The sequence below is a fragment of the Thioclava sp. GXIMD4216 genome, assembly GCF_037949285.1.
Taxonomy (GTDB): Bacteria; Pseudomonadota; Alphaproteobacteria; order Rhodobacterales; family Rhodobacteraceae; genus Thioclava; species Thioclava litoralis.
This window is the reverse complement of sequence record NZ_CP149926.1, coordinates 254,241-279,107: the sequence shown is the minus strand read 5'-3', so window position 1 is coordinate 279,107 and position 24,867 is coordinate 254,241. Positions and strand designations below refer to the sequence as shown.

28 protein-coding genes and 1 tRNA gene are annotated in these 24,867 nt (G+C 61.2%); 14 read left to right on the top strand and 15 right to left on the bottom strand.

Annotated elements, in window-relative coordinates:
- Window positions 1-101 precede the first annotated feature (101 nt).
- The 4 genes from WDB88_RS01460 to WDB88_RS01445 all read left to right on the top strand — a co-directional run bounded on the left by WDB88_RS01460 (window position 102) and on the right by WDB88_RS01445 (window position 2,789).
- Window positions 102-890, top strand: a complete 789-nt coding sequence (locus tag WDB88_RS01460; protein ID WP_339108443.1) for an exodeoxyribonuclease III — start codon at window positions 102-104, stop codon at window positions 888-890.
- Between the two features lie 85 nt (window positions 891-975).
- On the top strand, window positions 976-1,893 hold the full coding sequence (locus tag WDB88_RS01455; protein WP_339108442.1) for a co-chaperone YbbN: 918 nt from the start codon (window positions 976-978) through the stop codon (window positions 1,891-1,893).
- A gap of 27 nt (window positions 1,894-1,920) precedes the next feature.
- The gene (locus tag WDB88_RS01450) at window positions 1,921-2,565 is read left to right on the top strand and encodes an LON peptidase substrate-binding domain-containing protein (RefSeq protein ID WP_339108441.1); all 645 of its coding nucleotides are present in this window, start codon (window positions 1,921-1,923) and stop codon (window positions 2,563-2,565) included.
- Entirely contained in the window at window positions 2,562-2,789 is a 228-nt protein-coding gene (locus WDB88_RS01445; protein WP_339108440.1) for a Trm112 family protein, read from the top strand. Before WDB88_RS01450 ends, WDB88_RS01445 begins: the two co-directional genes overlap by 4 nt.
- 6 nt (window positions 2,790-2,795) lie before the next feature.
- Here the strand turns inward: WDB88_RS01445 and WDB88_RS01440 are convergent, their stop codons facing one another.
- The gene (locus WDB88_RS01440; RefSeq protein WP_339108439.1) at window positions 2,796-4,022 is read right to left on the bottom strand and encodes an FAD-dependent monooxygenase; all 1,227 of its coding nucleotides are present in this window, start codon (window positions 4,020-4,022) and stop codon (window positions 2,796-2,798) included.
- A 123-nt stretch (window positions 4,023-4,145) separates the two neighbouring features.
- Here WDB88_RS01440 and WDB88_RS01435 point away from each other — a divergent pair, with 123 nt between their 5' ends.
- The 4 genes from WDB88_RS01435 to WDB88_RS01420 all read left to right on the top strand — a co-directional run bounded on the left by WDB88_RS01435 (window position 4,146) and on the right by WDB88_RS01420 (window position 10,889).
- Window positions 4,146-5,468, top strand: a complete 1,323-nt coding sequence (locus tag WDB88_RS01435) for an amidase (RefSeq protein WP_339108438.1) — start codon at window positions 4,146-4,148, stop codon at window positions 5,466-5,468.
- Window positions 5,469-5,588: 120 nt separating this feature from the next.
- On the top strand, window positions 5,589-6,767 hold the full coding sequence (locus WDB88_RS01430; RefSeq protein ID WP_339108437.1) for an aminotransferase class I/II-fold pyridoxal phosphate-dependent enzyme: 1,179 nt from the start codon (window positions 5,589-5,591) through the stop codon (window positions 6,765-6,767).
- A gap of 13 nt (window positions 6,768-6,780) precedes the next feature.
- Window positions 6,781-10,197 (top strand): DNA translocase FtsK 4TM domain-containing protein, encoded by a 3,417-nt coding sequence (locus tag WDB88_RS01425; protein ID WP_339108436.1) that lies wholly within the window; start codon window positions 6,781-6,783, stop codon window positions 10,195-10,197.
- 89 nt (window positions 10,198-10,286) lie between these two features.
- On the top strand, window positions 10,287-10,889 hold the full coding sequence (locus WDB88_RS01420) for an outer membrane lipoprotein carrier protein LolA (RefSeq protein ID WP_339108435.1): 603 nt from the start codon (window positions 10,287-10,289) through the stop codon (window positions 10,887-10,889).
- A gap of 9 nt (window positions 10,890-10,898) precedes the next feature.
- Here WDB88_RS01420 and WDB88_RS01415 read toward each other — a convergent pair whose 3' ends face one another.
- Window positions 10,899-11,477 carry a lytic transglycosylase gene (locus tag WDB88_RS01415; RefSeq protein WP_339108434.1) on the bottom strand — a complete coding sequence of 193 codons (579 nt, stop codon included), beginning with the start codon at window positions 11,475-11,477 and terminating at the stop codon, window positions 10,899-10,901.
- Between the two features lie 190 nt (window positions 11,478-11,667).
- Between WDB88_RS01415 and hspQ the strand changes: the two genes are divergently transcribed.
- Window positions 11,668-11,994 carry a heat shock protein HspQ gene (hspQ, locus tag WDB88_RS01410; protein ID WP_339108433.1) on the top strand — a complete coding sequence of 109 codons (327 nt, stop codon included), beginning with the start codon at window positions 11,668-11,670 and terminating at the stop codon, window positions 11,992-11,994.
- Between the two features lie 7 nt (window positions 11,995-12,001).
- Here the strand turns inward: hspQ and WDB88_RS01405 are convergent, their stop codons facing one another.
- Together WDB88_RS01405 and WDB88_RS01400 are read right to left on the bottom strand one after the other, a co-directional pair.
- Window positions 12,002-12,517: an ATP-binding protein gene (locus tag WDB88_RS01405; RefSeq protein ID WP_339108432.1), complete on the bottom strand. Its 516-nt coding sequence runs from the start codon at window positions 12,515-12,517 to the stop codon at window positions 12,002-12,004.
- Window positions 12,507-12,854 carry an STAS domain-containing protein gene (locus WDB88_RS01400; RefSeq protein ID WP_339108431.1) on the bottom strand — a complete coding sequence of 116 codons (348 nt, stop codon included), beginning with the start codon at window positions 12,852-12,854 and terminating at the stop codon, window positions 12,507-12,509. Before WDB88_RS01400 ends, WDB88_RS01405 begins: the two co-directional genes overlap by 11 nt.
- 135 nt (window positions 12,855-12,989) lie before the next feature.
- On the opposite strand from WDB88_RS01400, the gene WDB88_RS01395 reads away from it, so the two are divergent.
- Window positions 12,990-13,640 (top strand): pseudouridine synthase, encoded by a 651-nt coding sequence (locus tag WDB88_RS01395; protein WP_339108430.1) that lies wholly within the window; start codon window positions 12,990-12,992, stop codon window positions 13,638-13,640.
- A gap of 7 nt (window positions 13,641-13,647) precedes the next feature.
- Here the strand turns inward: WDB88_RS01395 and WDB88_RS01390 are convergent, their stop codons facing one another.
- Entirely contained in the window at window positions 13,648-13,881 is a 234-nt protein-coding gene (locus tag WDB88_RS01390) for a WGR domain-containing protein (RefSeq protein WP_339108429.1), read from the bottom strand.
- Between WDB88_RS01390 and WDB88_RS01385 the strand changes: the two genes are divergently transcribed.
- The gene (locus tag WDB88_RS01385) at window positions 13,880-14,038 is read left to right on the top strand and encodes a hypothetical protein (protein ID WP_339108428.1); all 159 of its coding nucleotides are present in this window, start codon (window positions 13,880-13,882) and stop codon (window positions 14,036-14,038) included. The two genes, WDB88_RS01390 and WDB88_RS01385, sit on opposite strands and share 2 nt — an antisense overlap.
- Window positions 14,039-14,060: 22 nt before the next feature.
- Here the strand turns inward: WDB88_RS01385 and ykgO are convergent, their stop codons facing one another.
- The gene (gene ykgO / locus WDB88_RS01380) at window positions 14,061-14,186 is read right to left on the bottom strand and encodes a type B 50S ribosomal protein L36 (RefSeq protein WP_096433353.1); all 126 of its coding nucleotides are present in this window, start codon (window positions 14,184-14,186) and stop codon (window positions 14,061-14,063) included.
- Between the two features lie 83 nt (window positions 14,187-14,269).
- Window positions 14,270-14,344 (bottom strand) — tRNA-Val (locus WDB88_RS01375).
- A gap of 192 nt (window positions 14,345-14,536) precedes the next feature.
- On the opposite strand from WDB88_RS01375, the gene WDB88_RS01370 reads away from it, so the two are divergent.
- Complete coding sequence (locus WDB88_RS01370; protein WP_339108427.1) at window positions 14,537-15,400, top strand: N-formylglutamate amidohydrolase; 864 nt, start codon at window positions 14,537-14,539, stop codon at window positions 15,398-15,400.
- Here WDB88_RS01370 and WDB88_RS01365 read toward each other — a convergent pair whose 3' ends face one another.
- Together WDB88_RS01365 and clpB are read right to left on the bottom strand one after the other, a co-directional pair.
- The gene (locus tag WDB88_RS01365; RefSeq protein WP_339108426.1) at window positions 15,401-16,675 is read right to left on the bottom strand and encodes a DNA polymerase IV; all 1,275 of its coding nucleotides are present in this window, start codon (window positions 16,673-16,675) and stop codon (window positions 15,401-15,403) included.
- A gap of 210 nt (window positions 16,676-16,885) precedes the next feature.
- Window positions 16,886-19,498: an ATP-dependent chaperone ClpB gene (clpB, locus tag WDB88_RS01360; protein WP_339108425.1), complete on the bottom strand. Its 2,613-nt coding sequence runs from the start codon at window positions 19,496-19,498 to the stop codon at window positions 16,886-16,888.
- A gap of 469 nt (window positions 19,499-19,967) precedes the next feature.
- Here clpB and pyrF point away from each other — a divergent pair, with 469 nt between their 5' ends.
- A complete protein-coding gene (gene pyrF / locus WDB88_RS01355; protein ID WP_339108424.1) occupies window positions 19,968-20,678 on the top strand; it encodes an orotidine-5'-phosphate decarboxylase in 711 nt (236 codons plus the stop codon).
- Between the two features lie 76 nt (window positions 20,679-20,754).
- On the opposite strand, the gene WDB88_RS01350 is transcribed toward pyrF, so the two are convergent.
- The 6 genes from WDB88_RS01350 to def (WDB88_RS01325) all read right to left on the bottom strand — a co-directional run bounded on the left by WDB88_RS01350 (window position 20,755) and on the right by def (WDB88_RS01325) (window position 23,521).
- Window positions 20,755-21,033 (bottom strand): hypothetical protein, encoded by a 279-nt coding sequence (locus tag WDB88_RS01350; protein ID WP_339108423.1) that lies wholly within the window; start codon window positions 21,031-21,033, stop codon window positions 20,755-20,757.
- Window positions 21,034-21,137: 104 nt separating this feature from the next.
- Complete coding sequence (locus WDB88_RS01345) at window positions 21,138-21,341, bottom strand: hypothetical protein (RefSeq protein WP_339108422.1); 204 nt, start codon at window positions 21,339-21,341, stop codon at window positions 21,138-21,140.
- Window positions 21,342-21,363: 22 nt separating this feature from the next.
- Window positions 21,364-21,573: a hypothetical protein gene (locus WDB88_RS01340; RefSeq protein WP_339108421.1), complete on the bottom strand. Its 210-nt coding sequence runs from the start codon at window positions 21,571-21,573 to the stop codon at window positions 21,364-21,366.
- Window positions 21,574-21,577: 4 nt separating this feature from the next.
- Window positions 21,578-22,474, bottom strand: a complete 897-nt coding sequence (fmt, locus tag WDB88_RS01335) for a methionyl-tRNA formyltransferase (RefSeq protein ID WP_339108420.1) — start codon at window positions 22,472-22,474, stop codon at window positions 21,578-21,580.
- Between the two features lie 4 nt (window positions 22,475-22,478).
- The gene (def, locus tag WDB88_RS01330) at window positions 22,479-22,979 is read right to left on the bottom strand and encodes a peptide deformylase (protein WP_339108419.1); all 501 of its coding nucleotides are present in this window, start codon (window positions 22,977-22,979) and stop codon (window positions 22,479-22,481) included.
- Complete coding sequence (gene def, locus WDB88_RS01325; protein ID WP_339108418.1) at window positions 22,979-23,521, bottom strand: peptide deformylase; 543 nt, start codon at window positions 23,519-23,521, stop codon at window positions 22,979-22,981. The genes def (WDB88_RS01330) and def (WDB88_RS01325) overlap by 1 nt, the downstream gene beginning before the upstream one ends.
- A gap of 137 nt (window positions 23,522-23,658) precedes the next feature.
- Between def (WDB88_RS01325) and WDB88_RS01320 the strand changes: the two genes are divergently transcribed.
- Window positions 23,659-24,834, top strand: coding sequence for a MalY/PatB family protein (locus WDB88_RS01320; protein ID WP_339108417.1), 1,176 nt, complete (start codon window positions 23,659-23,661; stop codon window positions 24,832-24,834).
- The last annotated feature ends 33 nt before the right edge of the window (window positions 24,835-24,867 follow it).

The following is a 24,867-nucleotide window of genomic DNA, read 5'->3' as shown; positions in this document are numbered from 1 at the left end:
AGGGGGCATTTGCCTGGGATGGCCGGGGTGGAGCCTTGCCTTTCGCCTTGCGCCCCTCGGCCGTTATCGCCACTATCCGCGCGCGATAAACGGAGACACCCATGAGCTTTACCCTTGCCACCTGGAACATCAACTCGGTCCGCCTGCGCGAGGGGCTCGTGGCGCGTCTGATGCGCGAAGAGGCGCCCGATGTGCTGTGCCTGCAAGAGTGCAAGAGCCCTGTGGAGAGCATCCCCTTCGAGAGCTTCCGCGCTTTGGGCTACGAGCATATGGTTGCCCGCGGCCAGAAGGGCTATAACGGGGTGGCGATCTTTTCCAAGATCCCGATGGAAGAGGCAGGCGCCGGCGATTATGCCAATCTGGGCCATGCGCGCCATGTGGCGGGGCGTCTTGCCAATGGCGTGACGGTGCATAACTTCTATGTGCCCGCAGGGGGCGATGTGCCCGACCGCGAGGTGAACGAGAAATTCGGCCAGAAGCTGGATTACCTCACCCATATGCGCGATGAATTCGCCGCCAAAGCGCCCGAGCGCGCCATTCTGGTGGGCGATCTGAATATCGCCCCGCGCGAGGATGATGTCTGGTCGCATAAGCAGCTTCTGAAAATCGTCAGCCATACGCCCATCGAGGTAGAGCATCTGGACGCGGTGATGAAAGCGGGCAACTGGGTCGATGTGACCCGTCAGGACATCCCCGAAGGGCTGCTTTATAGCTGGTGGAGCTATCGCGCCAAGGATTGGTCCGCCGCCGATAAGGGCCGTCGTCTGGACCATATCTGGGCGACAGCGGATATTGCGGGCGCGGCCTCGGGCTCGCGTATCCTGCGCGATGTGCGCGGTTGGGAACAGCCCTCCGACCATGCGCCGGTCTTCGCGACTTTCGATCTTTAATTTCGCGCGTCCCGCAGGGCAGCCCTTGGCGGGGCGGGTCCGCGAGCGCATATAGACACCGACAGAACTCCGGAAGGAAGATCCCATGCTCGGCAATGAGATGATCGGCGGTATGACAGCCGCAACCGATGACCTGATCAAGGACGTAACCGAAGCCAATTTCATGGCCGACGTGATCGAGAGATCGCAAACCGTGCCAGTGATCGTCGATTTCTGGGCGCCGTGGTGTGGCCCGTGCAAGACGCTGGGTCCGGCGCTGGAAGCGGCGGTGACCAAGGCCAAGGGTGCGGTCGTGATGGCCAAGATCAATGTCGATGAAAACCAGATGCTCGCAGGGCAGATGCGGGTGCAGTCCATCCCGACCGTCTATGCCTTCTATCAGGGCCAGCCGGTGGACGGGTTCCAGGGCGCGCTTCCGGGCTCCGAGATCGAGAAATTCGTGACCAAGATCGCCGAGATGGGGCCGGGGGCCGATAACGGTCTGGCCGATGCGATTGCCGCCGCCGAAGAGATGCTGGCGGAGGGCGCGGCCGAGGACGCCGCCGAGACCTTTGCGGCCATTCTGGACGAAGAGCCTGAAAATGCCGAGGCCTTCTCGGGGTTGATCCGTGCCCATATCGCGGCAGGGCAGCTTGAGCAGGCGCAGGCGCTGGTTGAAAATCTTGCGCCCGCCCTTGCCACGGCGGCATCGGTCGAGGCGGCGCTGGCACAGCTGGAACTTGCCAAACAATCGGCCAATGCCGGTCCGCAGGCGGAACTGCAGGCCAAGGTGGATGCCGATCCGGCCGATGCTCAGGCGCGCTTCGATCTGGCGCAGGCGCTGTTTGCCGCAGGTGATGCGGAAGGCGCGATCAACCAGCTTCTGGAGCTGTTCCGCCGTGACCGCGAATGGAATGATGGCGCGGCCAAAGCCCAGTTGCAGACCATTTTCGAGGCGCTCAAACCCACCGATCCTCTGGTTGCAAAGGGGCGTCGCAAACTCGCCTCGATGATATTTGTCTGATCGGGGTTTCGGCCTAGCTGGTGGTCCATGATGAACGCAATCGACCTGCCCGATGCCATTCCGCTCTTCCCGTTGCCCGGGGCGCTTTTGCTGCCCCGGGGGACGCTGCCCCTGCATATCTTCGAGCCGCGCTATTTGCAGATGATCGAGGATTGCCTGAAAACGCCGGGGCGGTTGATCGGGATGATCTTGCCGCGCAATCACGGCGAGGACGAGGCCGAGCTTGCGCCGATCGGCTGCGCGGGGCGTCTGACGGGGTTTTCCGAAACCGAGGACGGGCGCTATCTGATCACCCTGACCGGCATCTCGCGCTTCCGTCTGATGGGCGCACGCGACGGGTTCACGCCCTACATTATGGGCGAGGTCGAGTGGGACGAGTTCTCCGGCGATCTGCATGGGCCTGACCATGACCGGGGCCTGCAACGCGAGAGTTTCTTTGCGCTTCTCAGCCGGTTTTTCGAGGCCAATGGCATGGATACCGACTGGGACAGTCTGCGTGATGCCGAGGACGAATTGCTGATCAATTCGCTTTCGATGCTGATGCCGCTTTCTCCGGAGGACAAGCAGGCCCTGCTGGAGGCTCCCAACCTGACGGTGCGGCGCGAAACCCTGCTGACGCTGATGGACTTCTCCCTGCGCAGCGGTGGCGAAGGGGAAGAGAGCCTGCAATGAGCACAGCGCAACCGGAGGATAATCCCGACCGTGTCAGCACCGAGCGCCCTGCCTTCGACAGGCGGATGCTGGAGGTGCTTGTGTGCCCGTTGACCCATGCCGTGCTGCATTATGATGCCGCCGCACAGGAACTGATCTCGAAGCCCGCACGTCTGGCCTTCCCGATCCGCGGCGGCATTCCGATCCTGATCCCGTCCGAGGCGCGGGATCTGGATGTCGATTGAGGCGGGTTAAAGCGGCTCGCCCTTCAGAAGGCGGGGCAGGGTGCCACCCAGCCCCGCGGCCTGTGTCATGAAGCCGCGCCGCAATCCGGGGAGTGCCTGAACCAGCCCCATTCCCATCTGGCGCCCGAGTTTCAGCAGGGGGTTATGGTTGGAAAACAGCTTGTTGACCGTATCCATCCCCAGCGCCAGCGAGGTGGAATCAAAGCGCCGCCAGCTTTGATAGTCTTCCAGCACATTCAGCGCACCGATATCATCGCCACGCCGGTAGGCATCCACCAGAACCTGCGCCAGCGCCGCGACATCACGCAGCCCGAGATTGAGCCCCTGTCCCGCAATCGGATGCACGCCATGCGCCGCATCGCCGACCAATGCGATCCGCGCGGCCACATAGGATTTGGCCAGTGTCAGGTTCAGCGGGTAGCTGAAACGCGGGCCAGCCAGAGAGATCTGGCCAAGGAAATCCCCGAAGCGCGGGCGCAGCAGGCCCAGAAAATCGCCATCCGACAGGCCGTCCAGCGTCTGCGCGTTCTCGCGCGTCTCGCTCCAGACGATAGAGGACCGGTTGCCGGTCAGCGGCAGGATCGCCAACGGGCCGGTCGGCATGAAGAACTGCTGCGCGATGCCGTGATGCGGTTTTTCATGGGCGATTGCGGCCACCAGAGCGGTCTGGCCGTAATCCCAGCCCTCGCGCGTGATCCCCGCACGTTCGGCCACGCCGGATTTGCGCCCGTCGGCCCCGACCAGCAGGCGGGCCGTCAGGCATTGACCGTCCGAAAGCGTCGCTGTGACATGGCCTTGGGATACCTCTTGCGCGATGACAGAGGTGCCCGCGATCACGGTGACAAGGGGCTGTGCCTCCATCGCGTCCTGCAAGGCGCGGGACAGATAGCGGTCTTCCAGCATCCAGCCCACAGGGGACTGGTCCATCTCGCGCGAGTCGAAATGCAAAAAGAAGGGGGCCGCGCCGTCGCCTGCGTGACCATCGGAGGCTTTGACATCCATCATCGGTTGCGCCTCGGGGGCAAGCTGGCGCCATAGGCCCAGCCCCTTCAGCAGCCGCTGCGAGGCGACCGCCAAAGCGTAGGCCCGCCCGTCAAAGCCCTGATGGGCCCTTGCGCGGGGCGGCGTTGCATCGACCACGGTCACCCGTAGCCCCGCCTGTGCCAGCGCCAATGCCAAGGTCGGGCCGTTCAGCCCGCCGCCGGAAATAAGGATATCACAATCGGTTTTCATGCTGCTAAATATGGCGTTTTCGGCGCGCTTGTCCATTGCTTGCACGACTTTGGTGTAACCCCCATTGTCAGAACGATAAAATCATGTCTAGCCTTGGGTTTGAGTGATGATTGGAGAGCCTGCATGACGACCTCGACCCGCTATCTGCCTGCCGCGGAACAAGGGCGTCTGATTGCCGCGGGCATGCTGGATCCGGTCGCGCAGGTCGAACTCTATCTGGAGACGGCAGCGGGGCGCGATGGCCGGATGGCATTTGCCCGCCTGACCCCCAATCGCGCGCGCTTCGAGGCGATGGCGGCGCGGACCCGCACGAAAGTGGGGCAGGGGCGTTCGGCGCTGGATGGGGTGGCCATTTCATGGATGGATGCGGTGGACAGTGCGGGGGCGGTCACCGAAGCGGGCAGCCGGCTGTTTTCGGGCCATGTGCCCGCCCGTGATGCGCGCGCGTTGCAGCAGGCCAGTGCCGCGGGCGGGGTCTGTCTGGGGAAGACGCAGATGACCGAGCTGGGGCTGGATCTTCTGGGGGTGAATGCCCTCAGCGTCACCCCGCCCAACCGCCATGACCCCAGCCTTGTGACGGGGGGAGGGGCCTCTGGCGGGGCGCTCTCGGTCACACTGGGGCTTTGTGCTATGGCGGTGGGGCTGGAGAATGGCGGCGGGCTTCTGGTGCCTGCCGCGTGGAACGATCTGGTGGGGTTCCGCCCCGGACTGGGGCGCGTGCCGCTTGCGGGGGTGGCGACGGGGTCGCAATTCGATACGCTGGGCTTCATGGCGCGACGGGTCGAGGATTGCGCGCAGGGGCTGGCGCTGGTGGAAAACGGCAAGCTCCCCGATCTGCGTGGCGCAGACATATCGGGCGCGCGTCTTCTGGTGCTGGAGGGCGGCGTCTTTGATGATGCCGATCCGGCCTGTCTGGAGGCAATGAGCCGTGCGATAGGCCGTTTGGCCAAGGCGGGCACCAAGATTACGGTGCAAAGCCCCAAAGCGTTCGAGGCGCTGAAGCGGCTGCGCTTTTTGGCGCAGACCGAGTTTCACGCCCGCTGGCAGCAGCGGGTGAGAGAAAATCCGCTTAAGGTGACGCCCGATTTCCTACGGGCCTTCGAGGCGGCGGGAGGTGTCTCGGCGGATGTCTATCTGCAGGGGCTCGCGCAGTTGCACGCGGTGCGGCAGGACTGGCGGGGCGTGGTTGCGGGCTATGATGTCGTGCTGATGCCCACTGCGGCCTCCTTGGCCCCAAGCTATGATAGCCTGTTGATAGATCAGGATTTCTTTAGGAGCCAGCAACAGTTGGCCAGCCGGAATGTCGGCAGTGCGGCGCTTCTGGGCGGGCCGGTGCTGACCCTACCCACGGGGCGCGATATGGTGGGGCTAAGCCTTTTGGGGCTGCCCGGAGAGGATGAAAAGGTGCTGTGTTTTGGGGCTGCGATCGAGGCCGCGCTTGGCTGAAATGCCACAATCCAAAGGCGACCTTGCCCGCATCTCGCCATGATCTGGACAGGACATGTGGTTTTTGGGTAACGTCGTCCCGAACGGGGCGCAAAATGACTCCGGCAAATGAGGCATATAATGGATTATCCCGAGCGGTTCTCGAACCTGCCCGAATACGCGTTTCCGCGTTTGCGGACGCTGCTCGATTCCCACCAGCCGGGCGGGGAAATTATTAATATGACCATTGGCGAGCCGCGGCATGCGATGCCGGGCTTTGTGGGCGATGTGCTGGCGGCCTCTGTCGCGGAATTCGGCAAATACCCAGCCAATAACGGTACCCCCGAACTTCTGGCCGCGATTTCGGCATGGATTGCGCGGCGCTACGGCGTGGAGGTTGCCGAGGATCGGATCATGGCGCTGAATGGCACCCGCGAAGGGCTGTTCAATGCGGTGCTGGCACTTTGCCCCGAAACCAAACGGGGCAAGCGCCCCGTGGTTCTGATCCCCAACCCCTTCTATCAGGTCTATGCCATCGCCACGATGATGATCGGCGCAGAGCCTGTTTTCGTGCCCGCCACCGCAGAAACGGGGTTCATGCCCGATTATCGCGCGCTGCCTGCCGAGGTGCTGGACCGCACGGCGATCGCCTTTATCTGCTCGCCCGCCAATCCGCAGGGGGCCGTGGCCTCGCGCGCGTATCTGGCCGATCTGCTAGAGCTGGCCGAGACACATGATTTCCGTGTTTTTGCCGATGAATGCTATTCGGAACTCTATCGCCATGACCCGCCCCCCGGGCTGATCGAGGTGGCGCAGGAGGTGGGGGCCGATTCCGAGCGCGTGGTGATCTTCCATTCGCTGTCCAAACGGTCCAGCCTGCCGGGGCTGCGGTCCGGCTTTGTTGCGGCGGGGCCGAAAAGCATGCATTATATCCGCCAGCTGCGCGCCTATTCGGGGGCGCCGCTGCCGCAGCCCTTGCAGCGTGTCGCGGAAAAGGTCTGGGCGGACGAGGATCATGTGATCGAGAACCGCCGCCTGTATCAGGAGAAATTCGATGACGCGGCCGTTGTCTTTGACGGCATCAATTCGGTTACCATGCCCGATGCGGGCTTTTTCCTGTGGTTGCCGGTGGAGGATGGCGAGGCGGCGGCCATGAAATTATGGCGCGAGACCGGTGTGCGGGTTCTGCCCGGTGCCTATCTTTCGCGCGAAGTCGAGGACGAAAATCCCGGCAGATCCTATATTCGGGTGGCTCTTGTCGCCCCAAGAGAAGAAACGCGACGCGGACTGACCAAGCTCCGTGATTGCCTTTACCTTTGAGGACGAGCAGCAGATGGCATTGTATCAAATGAGACAGCGCGACCCCCTTCTCGACCAGAATACGCAGGCACTTCTTGAACGCCGCGGTAAAGAGCTTGCCGGCGCGGGACTGATCGTTCTGGCGGCGCTCTTGAGCATGATGCTTGTCAGCTATTCGCCCGAAGATCCCAGCTGGATGGCCGCCTCGGATGGAGAGGTGCAGAACTGGCTGGGGCGGATCGGCGCGGGGATTGCCTCGCCGCTTTACGTCATTTTTGGCCGTGGATCATGGCTTCTGCCGCTGGCCTCGCTGGCATGGGGCGTGCGTTTCATGACCCATCGCGGCGAAGAACGGGCCCTGTCGCGGCTGATTTTCCTGCCCATCGCAATCGCGGTTTCGGCGGTGCATTCGGCACTTCTGGTGCCGGGGGCGGAATGGACCGCGAATTTCGGACTTGGCGGCCATTTTGGCGATATGATCGCGGGAATGATGCTGGGGATCGTTGGCGCTTCGGCCTTTGTGGTGAAGTTCCTGTCGCTGCTCTTTGCGGCCGGTAGCCTTGCGATGATGGCCTTCGTTACCGGGTTCGTGAAGCCGGAGTTGCAAAATATCCTGCGTTTTCTGCTGCTTGGTCTGCTGGCAGGTTATGACGCGATCATGCGTATGATCGGGCAGGGGGCATCGGCTTCGGTGCTGGCGGCGCGTGGTGCCGCCGAACGCCACCGTGCCCGCCGTGCCGAGGCACAGGCCCATGCCGCCGAACTGGCCGAATGGGAAGCCCAACAGGACTATCAGGCGCAGGCGGCCCAGCCCCCGCGCGCCCAATCGGCGCGTCGCGCGCCGGTATATCAGGCCCCCGTCTATGACGAGGAAGAGGAGGTTCTTTACGACGACGAACCCGAACAGGACGCGCCTCGCGCAGGCTTCCTGTCGCGCATTATCCGTCCCGCCGAGCCGGAGCCGATGGTCGAAGCCGAGCTTGTGGACTTCGAATATGACGATCCGCGCGCCGGAACGGACGAGGCACCCAGCCCCGAGCGGATCAAGGCACGTATTGCCGAGGCCGTGCATCAGCGTCGGCAGGCCCCGCGGGTGCAGCGTCAGGAGGCTCCGCAACACCTTGCAGCACCGGTCGCGCCGGAACCCGAAGAGGTCCAGCCTGCACGGCCCGAAGCCCCGCTTTCGGTCATGGCGGCTGTGGCCCGCCGTCTGGCCCGTGGTCCGAAACTGCGCGAGCGGATCGAGCCGCAGCTGAAGGCCGAGCCGGCCCGCGTCGAACCGCCGCTGCGTGCCGAGCCGCGCTATATGCCGCGTTTCGGAGCGTCCCATGCCGAGGCTCCGTCGGCCCCTTATGCCGATATGGTGCATCCTGCTTATGCCCCGCAGCCCGCGCCGAGCGCGCAATCTGCGGCAGAGGTCTCGGATGCGCGCAGCCGTTTGATGGCCGAGCCGCATCAGGATTTCCGCGCGCAGGATCAGTGGCTTGATCAGGGCTATCACATGGATGAGGTCGAAACGATGGACAGCCATCAGTTCGAGCCTTTCGACGTGGATGCGTTCAGCGCCTTGGACGAGACCTATGGCTCCGCCCATTCCGAGCCCGCACCCGCACAGATGCCCCGCGCCAGCTTCTCGGCGCCGGTGGAAGAGAACGAGGAGCCGTCTGCGGCTTATCGTATGATCCAGCGCGGCGAGGCCTATGCCGAGGATGCGACGCTGAGCGGAGATGATGACGACGACATGATGGATGCGCCGCAGCCGTCATTGTCGCAGCCATCGCTGGATGAGGCGCATGATATGGGCGTTGCGCGCAATGCCATGCCGGATGTGCCTGCCGTCAAGCCGGTTGCAACGGCAAAGACCGTGGCACAGGGGGAAAGCCTCAATCGCGGGCCGATCCAGAAGCCCGTGCATATGCCGAGCGCGACCCATGCCAATTACGAAGCGCCGCCGATGTCGTTGCTGACCGATCCGGCTTCCATCCCGCGTCACCAGTTGCCCGACGAGGCGCTGGAAGAAAATGCGCGCCAGCTGGAAACCGTGCTGGAAGATTACGGCGTCAAGGGCGAGATCGTCTCGGTCCGTCCGGGTCCCGTGGTCACCATGTACGAACTGGAACCGGCGCCGGGTCTGAAAGCCAGCCGCGTGATCGGTCTGGCCGATGATATCGCGCGGTCGATGTCGGCGCTGTCTGCGCGGGTGTCGACCGTGCCGGGGCGCACCGTGATCGGGATCGAGTTGCCGAACGAGCATCGCGAGAAGGTCGTGCTGCGCGAGATCCTGACCGCGCGTGATTTCAGCGATGGCAATATGCGCCTGCCGCTGGCTCTGGGTAAGGATATCGGCGGCGAGCCTGTTGTGGCCAACCTTGCCAAGATGCCCCACCTGCTGATCGCAGGGACCACGGGTTCGGGGAAATCGGTGGCGATCAACACGATGATCCTGTCGCTGCTCTATCGCCTGACGCCGGATGAATGCCGTCTGATCATGATCGACCCGAAGATGCTGGAACTGTCGGTTTATGATGGCATCCCGCATCTGCTTTCGCCCGTTGTGACCGACCCGAAGAAGGCCGTTGTGGCGCTGAAATGGGTCGTGGGCGAGATGGAAGACCGCTATCGCAAGATGTCCAAGATGGGCGTGCGCAATATCGAAGGCTATAACGGCCGCGTCAAAGAGACGCTGGCGCGTGGCGAGATGTTCAAGCGCACCGTGCAGACCGGTTTTGACGAGGAGACCGGCGAGCCGATCTTCGAGACCGATGAATTCCGTCCCGAGCCCTTCCCCTATATCGTCGTTATCGTCGACGAGATGGCCGACCTGATGATGGTCGCGGGCAAGGAAATCGAAGCCTGTATTCAACGGCTTGCACAGATGGCACGTGCTTCGGGTATCCACCTGATCATGGCCACGCAGCGCCCGTCGGTGGATGTGATCACAGGCACGATCAAAGCGAACTTCCCCACCCGTATCTCCTTCCAGGTGACCTCGAAGATCGACAGCCGCACCATTCTGGGCGAGCAGGGGGCCGAGCAGCTTTTGGGCATGGGCGACATGCTTTACATGGGCACCGGTTCGCGTCTGAACCGTGTGCACGGGCCGTTCTGCTCGGATGAAGAAGTCGAGGAGGTGGTGAACCACCTGAAATCCTTCGGGCCGCCCAGCTATATGTCGGGCGTGGTCGAGGGGCCGGAAGATGACAAGGCCTCGGATATCGACGCGGTGCTGGGCCTCAATACCGGCGGCAATACCGGCAATGAGGACGCGCTTTACGATCAGGCGGTGCAGATCGTGGCGAAGGACCGCAAATGCTCGACCTCTTACATCCAGCGTAAACTGGGCATCGGCTATAATAAGGCCGCGCGTCTGGTCGAGCAGATGGAGGAAAACCATGTGGTGTCTTCCGCGAACCATGTCGGTAAACGCGAGATCCTGATCCCCGAAGCCTGAGCCGGTTTCCGCAAACTCGTGATAGGCGCCCCGTGCAAGTTGATTGCGCGGGGCTTTTCCTTTTTCAAAAAGCGCCTAAATTCCAGCTTATGAACATACTTCGCTTCGCGCTTGCGCCCGTCCTCGCCCTGTCTCTTGCCGTGCCGGCATTTGCCGATGCGATTTCGCTTGGGACTTTGTCCAGCTATCTCAACAGCCTGCAATCGGCCTCTTCGAAGTTCACACAGGTGAATTCCGATGGCTCGATCTCGACAGGCACGATTTATATCCGCCGCCCCAATCGCGTGCGGTTCGAATATGATAAGGATAAAACGCTGGTGCTGGCTTCGGCAGGGCAGGTGGCGATTTTCGATCCGAAATCCAATATGGGACGACCGGAGCAATATCCGCTGTCGAAAACGCCCTTGAGCCTGATTCTGGCCGATAATGTCAATCTGGCCAAATCGGGGATGGTGACCCAGCATACATCGGATGGGACGAAAACAACCGTCACCGCGCAGGACCCGCAGCACCCCGAATATGGCAATATCCAGATGGTGTTTACGGGCAACCCGACCCAGCTCCGCCAATGGGTGATTACCGATAATGCGGGGGCGAAAACCACGGTGATTCTGAATGGCCTGCAGAATGGCAAAGCCTTTGCGCCGTCGCTGTTCTCGATCGATCAGGAGGTCAGCCGCCGAGGCGGCTGATCCCTGTTTTCAGCGCCGACAGGAGGCAAGCTGTGCGCGATACATCAGCGCACGGCTTTGCACTTTGCGCGCCACGGCCAGAAGCCAGGGCTTCGATTTATGCGACCCGTTGGCAAAGCCGCCCCGCCCCTCGTGATAGGCCAGATACTGGTTCATGGCATCGGTTTTGGGGATGCCCAGCTTTTTGCTGGTGCCATCCATATACCATCCGATAAAATCGGTGGCGTCCTGAATCCGGTTGCGCCGCGCACCGCGCCCGCCGCCGCTGTCGCGATATTCTTCCCATGTCGCGTCCAGCGCCTGACTATAGCCATAAGCCGAACTCTGACGCCCCATCGGAATCACCCCAAGCGCATATTTGAACGGGGTTTTGGCATTGCCGACAAAGCGCGACTCTTGGTGAATGGTGGCCATCTGCACATAGACAGGAATCCCCCACCGCGATTCGGTGCGTTTCATCGCCTTGAAATAGGCGGGTCTCTCACGCGACAATGCGCATGCGTCATCAAGATTTTGTGGCGCCTTGTAGTTGCCCCCACCACAGGAAGCGGCCAGTAGGGCCAGCGCCAAAAAGGCGAATTTCTTCATACTGCTCTTGCCTGATTATGATCTCGTTTTGCAGGGCAGTGTATCCGAAAATGACCATAACGAAAATCACAAAGCTTCCGGCACGACTGTCAGGGCCACTTACACAGATTGTTTCCGGCGAATTTGTGGAAAAAATGCTGGGTTGTTTGTAAAAGAATTAAGAATTCGAAAACTTTAGGGAAGGCCGTGTATGTTTGCCACTCAAGCCAAATTCCATATCGGGCAGGTTTTGCGCCACCGGAAGGATGCATTTCGTGGCGTTGTCTTCGATGTGGATCCAACTTTCGCCAATTCACAGGAATTCTATGACGCTATTCCCGAGGATAGCCGCCCTGCGAAAAACCAGCCCTATTACCACCTTCTCGCCGAGACGGATGACGATTTCTATGTCGCCTATGTCTCGGAGCAGAACCTGATTGTAGACGGGTCAGGTGAGCCTGTGGAGCATCCGGATCTGCCGGATCTGTTCGGCGAGTTTGAAAACGGCGCCTATCCGCTGCAATTCCAGCTGAACTGAACCCCGATCAGCCTTCTTGCCGCAATGGCAGGCGAAAGGCCAACATGTTACGTCCATTTTCGCGTTTATAGCCAAGATCTTCGGCCAGATCGCGAATGAGGAACCAGCCGAACCCGCCTTCAGGAAGTTCGTCTGTATTCAGAGTCTGCAACGCATCTTCGACAGTATCGAAGGTTGACGGGTCCTCCAGAACGAAGGACGGCAGCTCGACCCCGTCATCAGTGACAGAGCAGTTCAGCCCGCGCTTTTCCATCACCATGGAAAGGGTGATCGTTCCGACGCCGGTATCCTGATAGCTATGTTCAACGATGTTATTGAGCACTTCCGCCAGCAGCAGCTCTAGCGTCCCCGCTTCGTCTTGCGACATATGCAAGACAAACCGTGCCAAAGCGGCGCGCAATGCCTCTCGTACCGCAAGCGGGGTGGCGGGAAAGCTATGATGAAACAGTCGCGGCTGAAGCCGATCCTCTCGCGGAATGGCCGTGCCGGACTTCAACGCCTCTGCGTCATGATTAGCCAGCATTCCGTACCTCCGGCAGGAAGGCCTCTTCCGCAGTGGGATGGATTTTGAAAATGGTGTCCATCCGCGTCAGGCGGAAGACTTTTGCCACATTCATATTCAGACCGGCCAGTTCCAGCTTGCGATCCGCCGGCAACGCTTTCATGACCGCCACGATCGCCCCCAAGCCGGAGCTGTCGAGAAATGTCACGCTTTCAAGGTCCAGTACCACGCGTTGCGATGGTTGCGTGCAGGCTTCACGCATTTGATCTTTGAAGCGGATCGCGATGGCTGCATCAAGACGGTTCTCTTCGACCCGGACCCATAATGCGTCTTGGCGGGCTTCGGCATAAAGATTCATCTGCAGTCTCCAGCTCGTCACTCTTCACCTATCCCGTTTAAGCGCAAAAGCTTACCAAACCGTAATTATGGCTCCGGCCGTAATCGGGACCAAAGGGGGCTTGACCACGCAGACGATCGCAGGCAAGCGACCTTTATGATGTATCGCTATGATCCGCCAACCGACCCCGTCACGATCCTGCATGCCGACCATGAAATTCTGGTGGTCGACAAGCCGTCCGGCTTGCTGTCGGTGCCAGGCAAGGGGCCGGAAAAGGCGGACTGCCTGATTGCGCGCCTGCGTCATTCCTACCCCGAGATCCTGCTCGTGCATCGTCTCGATTGCGATACCTCGGGGGTGATGGTCTTTGCGCTTACCCCCCATGCGCAACGGCACCTGGGGCTGCAATTCGAGCACCGCCAGACCAAAAAGGCGTATCTGGCGCGGCTCTGGGGCCATCTGGAGCCGAAAGCGGGGCGTGTCGACCTGCCGTTGATCGTTGATTGGCCGAACCGCCCGCGCCAGCATGTGGATCACGAGAACGGCAAACCCGCCCAGACCGACTGGAAAGTGCTGCGCCATGATCCCGACGGGACGACGCGGGTGCGGCTGATGCCGTTGACAGGCCGGAGCCACCAGCTTCGGGTCCATTGCCAGTCGCTGGGGCATCCCATTCTGGGGGATCCGCTTTATGCCGAGGGAGAGGCACAGGCCTATCCGCGCCTTATGCTTCATGCCCATACGCTGCGGCTGCGTCATCCCGATGGTGGGATGCATATGTCCTTTAGTGCCGAAGCGCCGTTCTGAGGGGCTTTCAGGAGGCGGCTGCCTCGGTTAGGGCATAGCCCTTGCGGGCGGCCTGCATGCGCCATGTATCAGCGGCCTGAACCGCATCTCGAAGGTTCGAGAAAAGCACGCTGCGCATTCCTGTAGCGCGGCCGTGGCGCCCCCATTCGCGCTGGACGGTGTATTCACCAAAAAGATTGTCGCACACGTCCACACGGTAGAAATCGCGGGCGCATTGGCGATGTAGAAGAAGGGTCAGCATGGCAGTGCGTTCCTTAATCGGCCTATCACCATTGAATCAGAAGAGCGCGCATGGGGCTATCAAAAATCCACCCGTCCGGCAGGATTTTTCACAGCAGGATTTTGCAAGAAAAGCGAGATGGCAAAAGAAAAACCGCAAGGTTTCCCTTGCGGTTTGATCTTGCCGATGGCTCGGTCGTCTCAGCCCTGACGGGCTTTGAAACGACGCTGCGTCTTGTTGATCACGTAAACGCGGCCCTTGCGGCGCACGATTTGGCAATCGCGATGACGCTGCTTGAGCGAGCGGAGCGAGTTGCGAACCTTCATGGTCGTATCTCCTTGTCGCGGCGCGCGTGCGCCTTGAAAGCAAAAAGCCCCGACAGCCAGGCCGAAGGGGCGGCGAAATAGAATGGTGGGCGGTACTGGGATCGAACCAGTGGCCACTACGATGTCAACGTAGTGCTCTACCGCTGAGCTAACCGCCCACGCTCCGATTTGATTTGCCTTCGACCGGATTTTGTCTCAGGCTTGTGCCTGTCCAGAACCTCGATCTTCCGGTTCACCTCATCGGTGTGGAGGGGTCTATAAAAGGTGTTCGCGAGACGCGCAAGAGGGTTTTGACGAGAAAATGCATTGCGCTACACTGCGGGCATCATAAAGAGGGTTCATGACCATCCATGAAACATGATCTTCCGGCATTCAAACTGTCCGTGCCCGATCCGGTCCGGACTTCTGTCATTTTTTCGTCGCCGCATTCTGGGCGCTATTATCCATCTGATTTTAAACAGAATACAGCGTTGGATCTGCTGCGCCTCAGGTCGTCAGAAGATGCTTTTGTGGATGATTTCATGCGCTTGGCCCCTGATCTCGGGGCCTGTTCCATCGCCGCGACCTATCCGCGTGCCTATCTCGATCTCAATCGTGCGAAAGACGAGCTTGATCCGGGAATCATCGACGGGCTGCGCCATCGGGGCAGCGGAAGTCGCGTGGCCGCCGGTCTTGGCGTGATTCCCCGCGTGGTTTCGGGCGGTCGCGCAATCTTGCGCGGCAAGATCAGTGTCGAAGAGGCCCAGAATCGCCTTGATGATATCTGGGAGCCCTGGCATGGCCGGATTGCGAGCCTGATGGAGGATGTGCACGCTATTTTTGGCGAAGCGATTCTGGTTGATCTGCATTCCATGCCCAGCGAGGCGATTGAAGCATTCGGCTTGCGGCGCCCCGAGATTGTGATCGGGGATCGCTATGGCAGTTCGGCATCGGAGCGAATCGTCGAGGGAATCGAGGCGGCATTTGCCGAGACCGGCCTTTCTGTCAGCCGGAATGCGCCTTTTGCCGGGGCATATATCGCGAAAACCTATGGTCAGCCGAACCTGGGCCGCCATGCGGTGCAGATCGAAATCAACCGCGCGCTCTACATGGATGAAGCGCGAATCGAACGACGTGCGGATTTTCCCGAGTTTCAGGTGCTTATGGACGGGGTGCTGACCCGTATCGCGGATATCGGCCGTCCGCGCCAGTCCGGCTCTCTTGCGGCGGAATAGCTAGTCTTTCGGGTCCAGATCCAGCCCGCGTCCGGTCCGGATGGCCGTAGCGCCGAATTTCGCGCGGATCGCATCGGTGGCCCGCTCCAGCTTGGCCCGCTGTCCGGCATCGGGGTCCAGAAGGTCGCCGACAGGATCGCCCGCCTGCGCCGGGCGCAGACCCGAATATCCGATGCCGATCAGCCGATAGGCCGTGCCGGAGGGCAGGGTATCAAACAGCCGCCGTCCCACGTGAAACAGCGTATCGGCCAGCTGGCTCGGGTCTTCCAGCGGCAACTGGCGGGTGATGGTCGAGAAATCGGATCTTTTCAGCTTGAGCGTCACGATGCTGCCCGCCAGTTCCTTGGCCTTCATCCGCGCCGCCGTCTTTTCGGACATGTGCCATAATTGAGCCAGCAGCGCGTCACGGTCACTGAGGTCCTGCGAGAAGGTTGTTTCGTTCGAGACGGACTTGACCGGCGCATCCGGTATCACTTTGCGGCTGTCCTCGCCCTGCGCCAATGACCAAAGCCGCATACCCTGACCGCCAAACCGCCGGAGCATGTCATCCCGCCCGATCCGGCGGATGTCGTTCAGGGTCCGGATACCTGCCTGTCCCAAGGCCTGACGTGTCGCCGCGCCGACCCCCCATAGAATACTGACGGGCTTATCTTGCAAAAATGCGGCTGTCTCGGATTTGCCGATCACCGAAAATCCGCGCGGCTTATCGAGATCGGACGCAATCTTGGCAAGAAACTTGTTGTGGCTAAGCCCCACCGAAATCGTCACGCCAATCTCGTTCTCGATCTCGTTGGCCAGCCGCGCCAGACACTCCGCGGCCGTCATACCATGAAGCTTCTCGGTCCCCGTCAGATCCAGAAAGGCCTCATCGAGCGAGAGCGGCTCGATCAGCGGCGTTAGCCTTGTCATCTTGGCCCGGATCTCGCGCGATACCTCGGCATAATAGGAGATGCGTGGGGGAAGAATAACGGCATCCGGACATAGTTTGCGCGCCTGAAACATCGGCATGGCAGACCGTACACCATAGATCCGCGCCACGTAGCAACAGGTCGTGACAACCCCCCGCGTGCCGCCGCCAACAATCAGAGGCTTGGCGGCCAGGGACGGGTTATCCCGTTTTTCGACCGAAGCATAGAAACTGTCGCAATCCATATGGGCAATGCCCAGAGAGAAAATCTCGTCATGGCAGACAAGGCCATCGCGGCGACAGCGCGGGCAACGCCCCCGAAAGTTATCGGGATAATGTGCAAGGCAGGATCTGCAAAGCGTCGCCATGATATCCCTCAAAAGGCAAAAGAAGGAGGGGCGCTCGCGCCCCTCTTGGCCCTTGGGGCCAATTCACCCCTGAGGATATTTCTTGCAGCTGGAAACCCACCTTATAGATCCAGCTGCTGAAAATATCCCGGGGGGCTGCCGCAGGCAGCGGGGGCAGAGCCCCCTCCGCGGTTGTGGGAAAGGCGGCGACTTGTATCGCCGCCTCTCCGATTAATGTAGCGAAGCGCTGAGGGGGGCGTTGTCCCCCGGAGGCACGATGTGCCCCCCGACAGAAAGTCCGTCCGCTCCGGCGGTGACCGTCACGGTGGACCCGTCAAGGACTTCACCAGACAGGATCAGGTTGGCCAGCGGGTCCTGCAGATAGCGCTGGATCACCCGTTTCAGCGGGCGTGCGCCATAGACCGGATCGTAGCCCTTGTCGGCTAGCCAGGTGCGCGCGGCATCATCGAGCGCCAGTCCGATTTTGCGGTGGCCCAGGCGGGTTTCGAGCCGTGCGAGCTGTACCGTCACGATACCGTCCATATTCTCGCGCGAGAGGCGGTCGAAGATGACCATCTCGTCCAGCCGGTTCAGGAATTCGGGGCGGAAGTGCGCCCGTACCGCATCCATCACCTGCGCTTTGGCCTGTGCCGCATCCGATCCGTCCGGCAGGGTGCTCAGCGCCTGCGAGCCGAGGTTCGAAGTCAGCACGATCAGCGTCTGTTTGAAGTCCACCGTCCGGCCTTGGCCATCGGTCAGCACGCCATCGTCCAGCACCTGCAGAAGCACGTTGAACACATCGGGATGCGCCTTTTCGACCTCGTCGAACAGCACCACCTGATAGGGGCGGCGGCGCACGGCTTCGGTCAGAACCCCGCCTTCGTCATAGCCGACATAGCCCGGAGGGGCGCCGATCAGACGCGACACGGCGTGTTTCTCCATGAATTCCGACATGTCGATGCGCACCATCGCCTGATCATCATCAAAGAGATAATTGGCCACGGCCTTGGTCAGCTCGGTTTTCCCCACACCGGTCGGGCCGAGGAACAGGAAGGACCCCAGCGGGCGGTTCTCGTCATTCAGGCCCGCACGCGCACGGCGCACCGCATTGGCCACGGCTGTCACGGCCGCATCCTGCCCGATCACCCGCTTATGGAGCTCTTCCTCCATTTTCAGCAGCTTCTCGCGCTCGCCCTCGAGCATTTTCGAGGTCGGGATGCCGGTCCAGCGTTCGACAACCTCGGCGATCTGCTCGGGGCGCACGGCCTCTTCCACCATGACATCTTCCGACGCCTCGGCCTCGGAGAGCTGTTTCTCCAGATCCGGTATACGGCCATATTGCAGCTCGCCGGCTTTGGCGAAATTGCCTTCGCGTTTGGCACCTTCCAGTTCCGCCCGTGCGCGGTCCAGCTGTTCTTTCAGCACGCGGCTGGATTCCAGCTTGTCACGTTCGGCCTGCCATTTGGCGGTCATCCCGGCAGAGCGTTCCTGCAGCTCCGAGAGTTCTTTCTCGAGCTTTTCAAGACGGTCCTGGCTTGCGGCGTCATCTTCTTTCTTTAGCGCCTCGGCCTCGATCTGCGCCTGCAGGATCTGGCGATCCAGCGCATCGAGTTCTTCGGGCTTGGAATCGACTTCCATCCGCAGGCGCGATGCTGCCTCATCGACCAGATCGATGGCCTTATCGGGCAGGAAACGGTCGGTGATATAGCGATGCGAGAGCGTTGCCGCCGACACAAGCGCCGAGTCAGAGATCCGCACCCCGTGGTGGAGTTCGTATTTCTCCTTAATGCCGCGCAGGATCGAGATCGTATCCTCGACGGTCGGCTCTTCCACCATCACCGGCTGGAAACGCCGCGCAAGGGCTGCGTCTTTTTCCACATATTTGCGGTATTCATCCAGAGTGGTGGCGCCAACGCAATGCAGCTCGCCCCGCGCAAGCGCCGGTTTGATCAGATTGGCCGCATCCATCGCCCCATCGGATTTGCCCGCGCCCACAAGCGTGTGCATTTCGTCGATGAAGAGGATGATTTCGCCGGCGGCGGCTTCGACCTCTTTGAGGATGGATTTCAGGCGTTCCTCGAATTCGCCGCGATATTTCGCACCGGCAATCAGCGCGCCCATATCCAGCGCCAGAAGCCGTTTGTCGCGCAGGGATTCCGGCACGTCACCATTGATGATGCGCAGCGCAAGCCCTTCGGCAATCGCGGTTTTCCCCACGCCCGGTTCCCCGATCAACACAGGGTTGTTCTTGGTGCGGCGCGAGAGGACCTGCATCGTGCGGCGGATTTCGTCGTCGCGCCCGATGATCGGGTCGATCTTGCCTTCCGCAGCGGCCTCGGTCAGGTCGCGGGCATATTTTTTCAGCGCCTCATAGCCATCTTCGGCAGAGGCACTATCGGCCGTGCGGCCTTTGCGCAGGTCGTTGATGGCGGTGTTGAGTTTCTGTGCGGTCACAGCCCCTGCATCCAGCGCGTCTTTCGCGCGGGTATTGACGACAGCCAGCGCCATCAGGATCCGTTCGACCGGAACAAAGCTGTCACCGGCTTTCTTGGCAATCTTCTCGGCCTCGTCCAGCACGCGCACCAGCGATTGCTCGACATAGGTCTGACCATCGCCACCCGAAACTTTGGGCAGTTTTTCAACGGCTTGATTGACCGCATCGGTCACGCGTGCGGCATCACCGCCGGCACGGTTGATCAGGTTGGCCGACAGCCCCTGATCGTCATCCATCAGTGCTTTGAGCAGATGTTCGGGCACCACACGTTGATGGCCTTCCCGCATTGCAATGGTTTGCGCAGATTGAAGGAAGCCGCGCGAACGCTCCGTGAACTTTTCCATGTTCATCGGGTATCTCCTTTTCTAAAGCCCCCGAAAATCGATATGCCCGTAAGCGGCACATATCTGGTCGGGTCTCATCGAATAATTGGGTGGGTTTCTATGCGTATTCAAGGGACCGGCCTCGACCAAATTGAAATATTTCGCCTTAGGCGACGTGTTTGGGGAACTGTTTGGGCCCTGGCAAGGTTCCGTAAATGTCTCGCCCGTAGGATGAGACATCAGGAACAGGAGAGACATCATGACTGTGCTGCATTATCTGCCCTTCCTCGCCGCCTTAACCTTTATGGGTCTGGTCATGATGCATCGCCTTCGGGTGCATGCCTTGACGCCGGTCAAGTCCCGTATCTGACGTTGCGGCCTTCCCGGCGGCTCTCGGCACAGGAAATTTTATGCGATTTTTCCGTTCGCGGGGCCTCGGGGCTTGATTTTTGAGGCTGGCTTGCGCATCGGGGTGCAAACCCACAGGAGATGCCGCATGACTGCCCTACTTCCCGCAGATGACCGTCTGATTGTCGCACTGGATGTGCCCAATGCGCTGGCGGCGCTGGATCTGGCCCAGAAGCTGGGCGATAGCGTGTCGTTTTATAAAATCGGTCTGGGGATGCTGACCGGCGGCGGGCTGGCTCTTGCCAATGAGCTCAAGCAGGAACATGGCAAGCGCATCTTTCTCGATATGAAATTCTTCGATATCGGCGCGACCGTTGAGAATGCCGTGCGCGGAATTGCCCAGTTCGATCTGGATTTCCTGACCGTGCATGGCGACCCCCATGTGGTGCGCGCCGCCAAAGAGGGCGCGTCGGGCAAAGATCTCAAAATTCTGGCGGTGACCATCCTGACATCGCTGGACCGTGCCGATCTGGATGCGGCGTTGATCCAGCCGGGCGATATTGCCGATCTGGTAACCGAGCGGGCGGCCCGTGCGCTGGAGGCGGGTGCGGATGGCGTGATCGCCTCGCCGCGCGAGGCGGCGATGATCCGCGCGCTGCCGCAAGCGGAAGGCAAGCTGATCGTCACGCCTGGCGTGCGTCCGGCGGGGGCGGCTTTGGGAGACCAGAAACGGGTCGATACGCCCGCATCTGCCCTGTCCGCCGGTGCGGATCATCTTGTGGTCGGTCGTCCGATCTGGCAGGCCGAAGACCCCAAGGCCGCGGCGCAGGCAATTCTGGCTGAAATCCGCCATATCTGACTGTTTCACGAGAAACGTCCGGACAAGCCTCAGTGGAAAAGGCCCGCCAATCGCGGGCCTTTTTGCAGCTATATGATCAGTTTGCCTGCGGTTGGGTGCCATTATCGGCATCAGGCGCGACATCCACCTGCGCCGGAGGTTCCTTGTTGTCCTGCGTTTGGGGCGCGGGGTCGGATTGCGGCGCGACCTCATTGGTAATGGACACATCTCCGGCGCCCGAAGGAGGGGTTGCGCTCTGATCACCGGGCGAACCCATGATGTACCACATCAACACCCCCAAAGCCACGACGATGGCCCCGAGGATGAAATACAGCCCGCCATCGCGGCGCGGCGGAGGTGTAGGGGTCTGTGACATTGTCGTCTCCTCTCGACTGAGATTTGACGGTAAAACGTCGGGGAAGCTGGCAGGTTCCCTGTTGTGAGATCCGCGCCGCCCGATGCGCAGATCCTTGCCAATGGCTACAGCGCCGGAGGCTCGAGCCCCTTCTTGCATTGCTCGGGCCCGTCATAGCGGGCCGAATAAGCGACGGCCCCGCATGTCTTGCAGCGGAATTGCTTCAGCGTGCCTTTGCCGCCCACCCGTTCCCATCGGCAGGGATTACGCCTGCGATACCACAGGAGGCCGATGAAAATGAACACCGCAAGAAAAATGGCAATAGGCATGATCCGCTCCTTTGGTTCCGATTTAAGGCTGGGCGGAGGGTGTAACAGGGGCGGGAGAGGTCACATCGGGGTGAGAGGCCGGTTCGGGCAGCAGCTTGACACCCACCAGAATCAGCACGACCAACACGGCCCACCCGCCAGGCCGCGAGATCAACCATAGCGCCACGACCAGAACCACCCCGAGCAGGCGGGAGGTCAGGGCGGTCAGAGGGGCGATCAGCAGGCCGAACATCGGATCAGTCGAGGCGCTCGGGAAGGGGCAGTGCCTGAAGCACCTGCGCCGCGCTCACCGGTTTCTTGCCGGCCCGCTGGGCCTCCAGAACCTCGACCGCGCCGGTGCTGCCCGCGATGGTAAAGCCATCCAGCACCTGACCCGCCTCACCCGACCCCGCCACCTGCGCGGCGCGCAGCAGTTTGACGCGCTCGCCGTTGATCTCGCACCACGCGCCGGGGAAGGGGGAGAGCCCGTTGATCTTGCGGGTGATCTCTTCGGCGGGGGCGGCCCAATCGATCCGCGCCTCGGCCTTGTCGATCTTGGAGGCATAGGTCACGCCATCTTCCGGCTGAACCTCTATCGGCAGATCGGCAAGCCCTTCCAGCGCCTCGATGATCATCGAAGCCCCCATGACCGACAGCCGGTCGTGAAGTTCGCCTGTGGTCTCTGTCGCGCCGATTTCGGTGGCGCGGCGCAGGCGCACGGGGCCGGTGTCGAGCCCCGCCTCCATCTGCATGATACAGATGCCTGTCTCGGCGTCTCCGGCCATGATCGCGCGGTGAATGGGGGCCGCGCCGCGCCAGCGCGGCAGAAGCGAGGCATGGATATTCAGACAGCCCTGCGCGGGCGCATCCAGAATACCCTGCGGCAGGATCAGCCCATAGGCCACCACCACGGCCACATCGGCCTTCAAGTCGGCAAAGGCCTGACGGTCGGCGTCATCCTTGAAATTCAAAGGGGTGCGCGTCTCGATCCCCAGCTCTTCCGCCCGTGCCTGAACCGGCGAGGGGCGCAGCTTCTTGCCACGGCCCGCAGGGCGCGGCGGCTGGGAATAGGCGGCGATGACGTCATGTTCGCGCGCCAGTGCCTCGAGCACCGGCACAGAAAACTCGGGGGTGCCCATGAAGACGACGCGCATAACCTTAGCCTTTGTTCAGTTTCTTCGATTTCTGGATCAGCATCTTGCGGCGTAGGGGCGAGAGATGGTCCACATAGGTCTTGCCGTTCAGATGGTCGATCTGGTGCTGTACCGAGGTCGCCCAAAGGCCCACAAAATCACGCTCTTCCATCTCGCCATCGGCGTTCAGAAAGCGCACGGTCACGGCGCGAGGACGCTCGATCGGCGCCCAGACGCCCGGAAGATTGGGGCTGGCCTCGTCATGCTTGCGCATCTTGACGCTGGCATGAAGCACCTCGGGGTTGGCCATGCGCACCGCCTCGCCGCGTTTGTCGGACGCATCCACCACCGCCAGACGCAGCATGATCCCGATCTGCGGCGCGGCCAAGCCGACGCCCGGCATGGCGTCCATCGTCTCGATCATGTCATCCCAGATCATCCGAACGGTCTCGGTGATCTCGGCCACAGGCTCGGCCGCCGTGCGAAGGCGCTTGTCCTCAAAGGGGATGAACTTGCGAACGGCCATTAGATGATCCCGTCGGATTTCGGCGCGCGGGCGCGCTCGCGTTTGAGCTTTTGCATCTTCGCGGTGATCAGCTTGCGCTTCATCGGCCCGAGATAATCGATGAACAGCTTGCCATCGAGGTGATCCAGCTCGTGCTGGGCGCAGGTGGCCCAAAGCCCGTCGAATTCCTCTTCCATGACCTTGCCGTCGATATTCAGCCATTTCATCCGCACCAGTTTCGGGCGGGTGACCTCGGCATATTGATCGGGAATCGACAGGCAGCCCTCTTCATAGGTGTTGGTCTCTTCCGAGGCCCATGTGATCTCGGGGTTGATCATCACCATCGGTTGGGGCGCCGCGTTTTCTTCCTTCACGCAATCCATCACGAAGACGCGCTGCAAAACGCCGATCTGCGGCGCGGCAAGGCCAACACCGGGGGCGTCATACATCGTGGCCAACATATCATCGGCCAGTTTGCGGATTTCTGCATCGACGGAAGCGACCGGATCACAGGTCTTCTTCAGTCGCGGGTCGGGATGGATCAGGATCGGGCGTAGGGTCATAGGGCCGATTTAGGCGATGGTGGAGATTTAGGCAATGGGTCAGCGGCCCCGGCCCCGCATTATAAGGGTACAATCGGGCATTTGTATCCCGCGCCAAGAGGTGGTCTGATGCGCGGCATAGATGCAGGAGAGTTGTCATGAGCACACCCGATTTCGACGAGATCATTGATCGCCGCGGCACCCATTCCGCGAAATGGGACAGTATGGAGGGCATTTACGGCGTGCCCGCCGAGACCGGCATTCCGATGTGGGTCGCCGATATGGATTTCCGCCCGCCCGCCTGCGTGCAAAAGGCGCTGGAAGAGATGACCCGTCAGGGCGTTTACGGCTATTGGGGCGGGAATGCCGAGTATAACGCCGCGATCCGCTGGTGGATGAAGACGCGCCACGGCTGGGAGGTGCAGGACGACTGGATCTTCACCACGCATGGCTTGGTCAATGGCACGGCGCTTTGCGTGGATGCCTTTACCTCGGAAGGTGACGGGGTGATGCTGATGACGCCTGTCTACCACGCTTTTGCCCGCGTGATTAAGGCTGCGGGGCGTGAGGTTGTGGAATGTCCGCTGAAGCTGGTGGATGGACGCTACCAGATGGATTTCGACGCGTGGGACGGGATTGTGGATGCAAAGACCCGCATGCTGGTGCTGTGTTCGCCGCATAATCCGGGCGGTCGGGTTTGGACGCAGGACGAGTTGGCGCAGGTGGTGGAATTTGCCCGCAAGCATGATCTGGTGCTGGTTTCGGACGAGATCCACCATGATCTGCTGATGCTGGGGCAGACCCATGTGCCGATGGCGAAGGTTGCGGGGGATTTTCCGGTTGTGATGATGACCGCCACCACCAAGACCTTCAACATCGCGGGCACCCATTCTGGCAATGTGATCATTGCCGATCCGGCGTTGCGGGCGCGTTTTGCCGCGCGGATGGGGGCGCTCGGGATCTCGCCCAATAGCTTCGGCATGGCGATGGCGACGGCGGCCTATAGTCCCGAAGGGGCAGAGTGGGTGGATGCGCTTTGCGCCTATCTGGATGGCAACCGCCAGATCTTCGACGAGGCGGTGAATGCGATTCCGGGGCTGCGGTCGATGCCGCTGGAGGCGACCTATCTGGCTTGGGTCGATTTCTCGGGCACGGGCATGGCACGCGAGGAATTCACCCGCAGGGTCGAGACGGACGCGCAGATTGCCGCCAATTACGGCACGACCTTCGGCAAAGGCGGCGAGGCTTACCTGCGCTTCAATCTGGCGACGCCGCGCGCACGGGTGGAGGAGGCTGTCACGCGCTTGCAGCAGGCCTTTGCGGACCTGCAATAAAACGGTGAATGGCCCCGTCGTCGGGGCCATTTC

What these genes read in the sequence shown, in the direction of transcription:
- WDB88_RS01455 (WP_339108442.1), top strand. Translation starts at nt 976, where the DNA reads ATGCTCGGCAATGAGATGATCGGCGGTATGACAGCCGCAACCGATGAC.
- WDB88_RS01370 (WP_339108427.1), top strand. Translation starts at nt 14,537, where the DNA reads ATGAAACATGATCTTCCGGCATTCAAACTGTCCGTGCCCGATCCGGTC.
- WDB88_RS01435 (WP_339108438.1), top strand. Translation starts at nt 4,146, where the DNA reads ATGACGACCTCGACCCGCTATCTGCCTGCCGCGGAACAAGGGCGTCTG.
- def (WP_339108419.1), bottom strand. Translation starts at nt 22,979, where the DNA reads ATGGCCGTTCGCAAGTTCATCCCCTTTGAGGACAAGCGCCTTCGCACG.
- WDB88_RS01320 (WP_339108417.1), top strand. Translation starts at nt 23,659, where the DNA reads ATGAGCACACCCGATTTCGACGAGATCATTGATCGCCGCGGCACCCAT.
- WDB88_RS01445 (WP_339108440.1), top strand. Translation starts at nt 2,562, where the DNA reads ATGAGCACAGCGCAACCGGAGGATAATCCCGACCGTGTCAGCACCGAG.
- ykgO (WP_096433353.1), bottom strand. Translation starts at nt 14,186, where the DNA reads ATGAAGGTTCGCAACTCGCTCCGCTCGCTCAAGCAGCGTCATCGCGAT.
- WDB88_RS01450 (WP_339108441.1), top strand. Translation starts at nt 1,921, where the DNA reads ATGATGAACGCAATCGACCTGCCCGATGCCATTCCGCTCTTCCCGTTG.
- WDB88_RS01390 (WP_339108429.1), bottom strand. Translation starts at nt 13,881, where the DNA reads ATGCTGACCCTTCTTCTACATCGCCAATGCGCCCGCGATTTCTACCGT.
- WDB88_RS01420 (WP_339108435.1), top strand. Translation starts at nt 10,287, where the DNA reads ATGAACATACTTCGCTTCGCGCTTGCGCCCGTCCTCGCCCTGTCTCTT.
- clpB (WP_339108425.1), bottom strand. Translation starts at nt 19,498, where the DNA reads ATGAACATGGAAAAGTTCACGGAGCGTTCGCGCGGCTTCCTTCAATCT.
- WDB88_RS01340 (WP_339108421.1), bottom strand. Translation starts at nt 21,573, where the DNA reads ATGTTCGGCCTGCTGATCGCCCCTCTGACCGCCCTGACCTCCCGCCTG.
- WDB88_RS01350 (WP_339108423.1), bottom strand. Translation starts at nt 21,033, where the DNA reads ATGTCACAGACCCCTACACCTCCGCCGCGCCGCGATGGCGGGCTGTAT.
- WDB88_RS01400 (WP_339108431.1), bottom strand. Translation starts at nt 12,854, where the DNA reads ATGAATCTTTATGCCGAAGCCCGCCAAGACGCATTATGGGTCCGGGTC.
- WDB88_RS01440 (WP_339108439.1), bottom strand. Translation starts at nt 4,022, where the DNA reads ATGAAAACCGATTGTGATATCCTTATTTCCGGCGGCGGGCTGAACGGC.
- WDB88_RS01395 (WP_339108430.1), top strand. Translation starts at nt 12,990, where the DNA reads ATGATGTATCGCTATGATCCGCCAACCGACCCCGTCACGATCCTGCAT.
- pyrF (WP_339108424.1), top strand. Translation starts at nt 19,968, where the DNA reads ATGACTGCCCTACTTCCCGCAGATGACCGTCTGATTGTCGCACTGGAT.
- WDB88_RS01385 (WP_339108428.1), top strand. Translation starts at nt 13,880, where the DNA reads ATGGCAGTGCGTTCCTTAATCGGCCTATCACCATTGAATCAGAAGAGC.
- WDB88_RS01345 (WP_339108422.1), bottom strand. Translation starts at nt 21,341, where the DNA reads ATGCCTATTGCCATTTTTCTTGCGGTGTTCATTTTCATCGGCCTCCTG.
- def (WP_339108418.1), bottom strand. Translation starts at nt 23,521, where the DNA reads ATGACCCTACGCCCGATCCTGATCCATCCCGACCCGCGACTGAAGAAG.
- WDB88_RS01460 (WP_339108443.1), top strand. Translation starts at nt 102, where the DNA reads ATGAGCTTTACCCTTGCCACCTGGAACATCAACTCGGTCCGCCTGCGC.
- WDB88_RS01430 (WP_339108437.1), top strand. Translation starts at nt 5,589, where the DNA reads ATGGATTATCCCGAGCGGTTCTCGAACCTGCCCGAATACGCGTTTCCG.
- WDB88_RS01415 (WP_339108434.1), bottom strand. Translation starts at nt 11,477, where the DNA reads ATGAAGAAATTCGCCTTTTTGGCGCTGGCCCTACTGGCCGCTTCCTGT.
- WDB88_RS01405 (WP_339108432.1), bottom strand. Translation starts at nt 12,517, where the DNA reads ATGCTGGCTAATCATGACGCAGAGGCGTTGAAGTCCGGCACGGCCATT.
- WDB88_RS01365 (WP_339108426.1), bottom strand. Translation starts at nt 16,675, where the DNA reads ATGGCGACGCTTTGCAGATCCTGCCTTGCACATTATCCCGATAACTTT.
- hspQ (WP_339108433.1), top strand. Translation starts at nt 11,668, where the DNA reads ATGTTTGCCACTCAAGCCAAATTCCATATCGGGCAGGTTTTGCGCCAC.
- fmt (WP_339108420.1), bottom strand. Translation starts at nt 22,474, where the DNA reads ATGCGCGTCGTCTTCATGGGCACCCCCGAGTTTTCTGTGCCGGTGCTC.
- WDB88_RS01425 (WP_339108436.1), top strand. Translation starts at nt 6,781, where the DNA reads ATGGCATTGTATCAAATGAGACAGCGCGACCCCCTTCTCGACCAGAAT.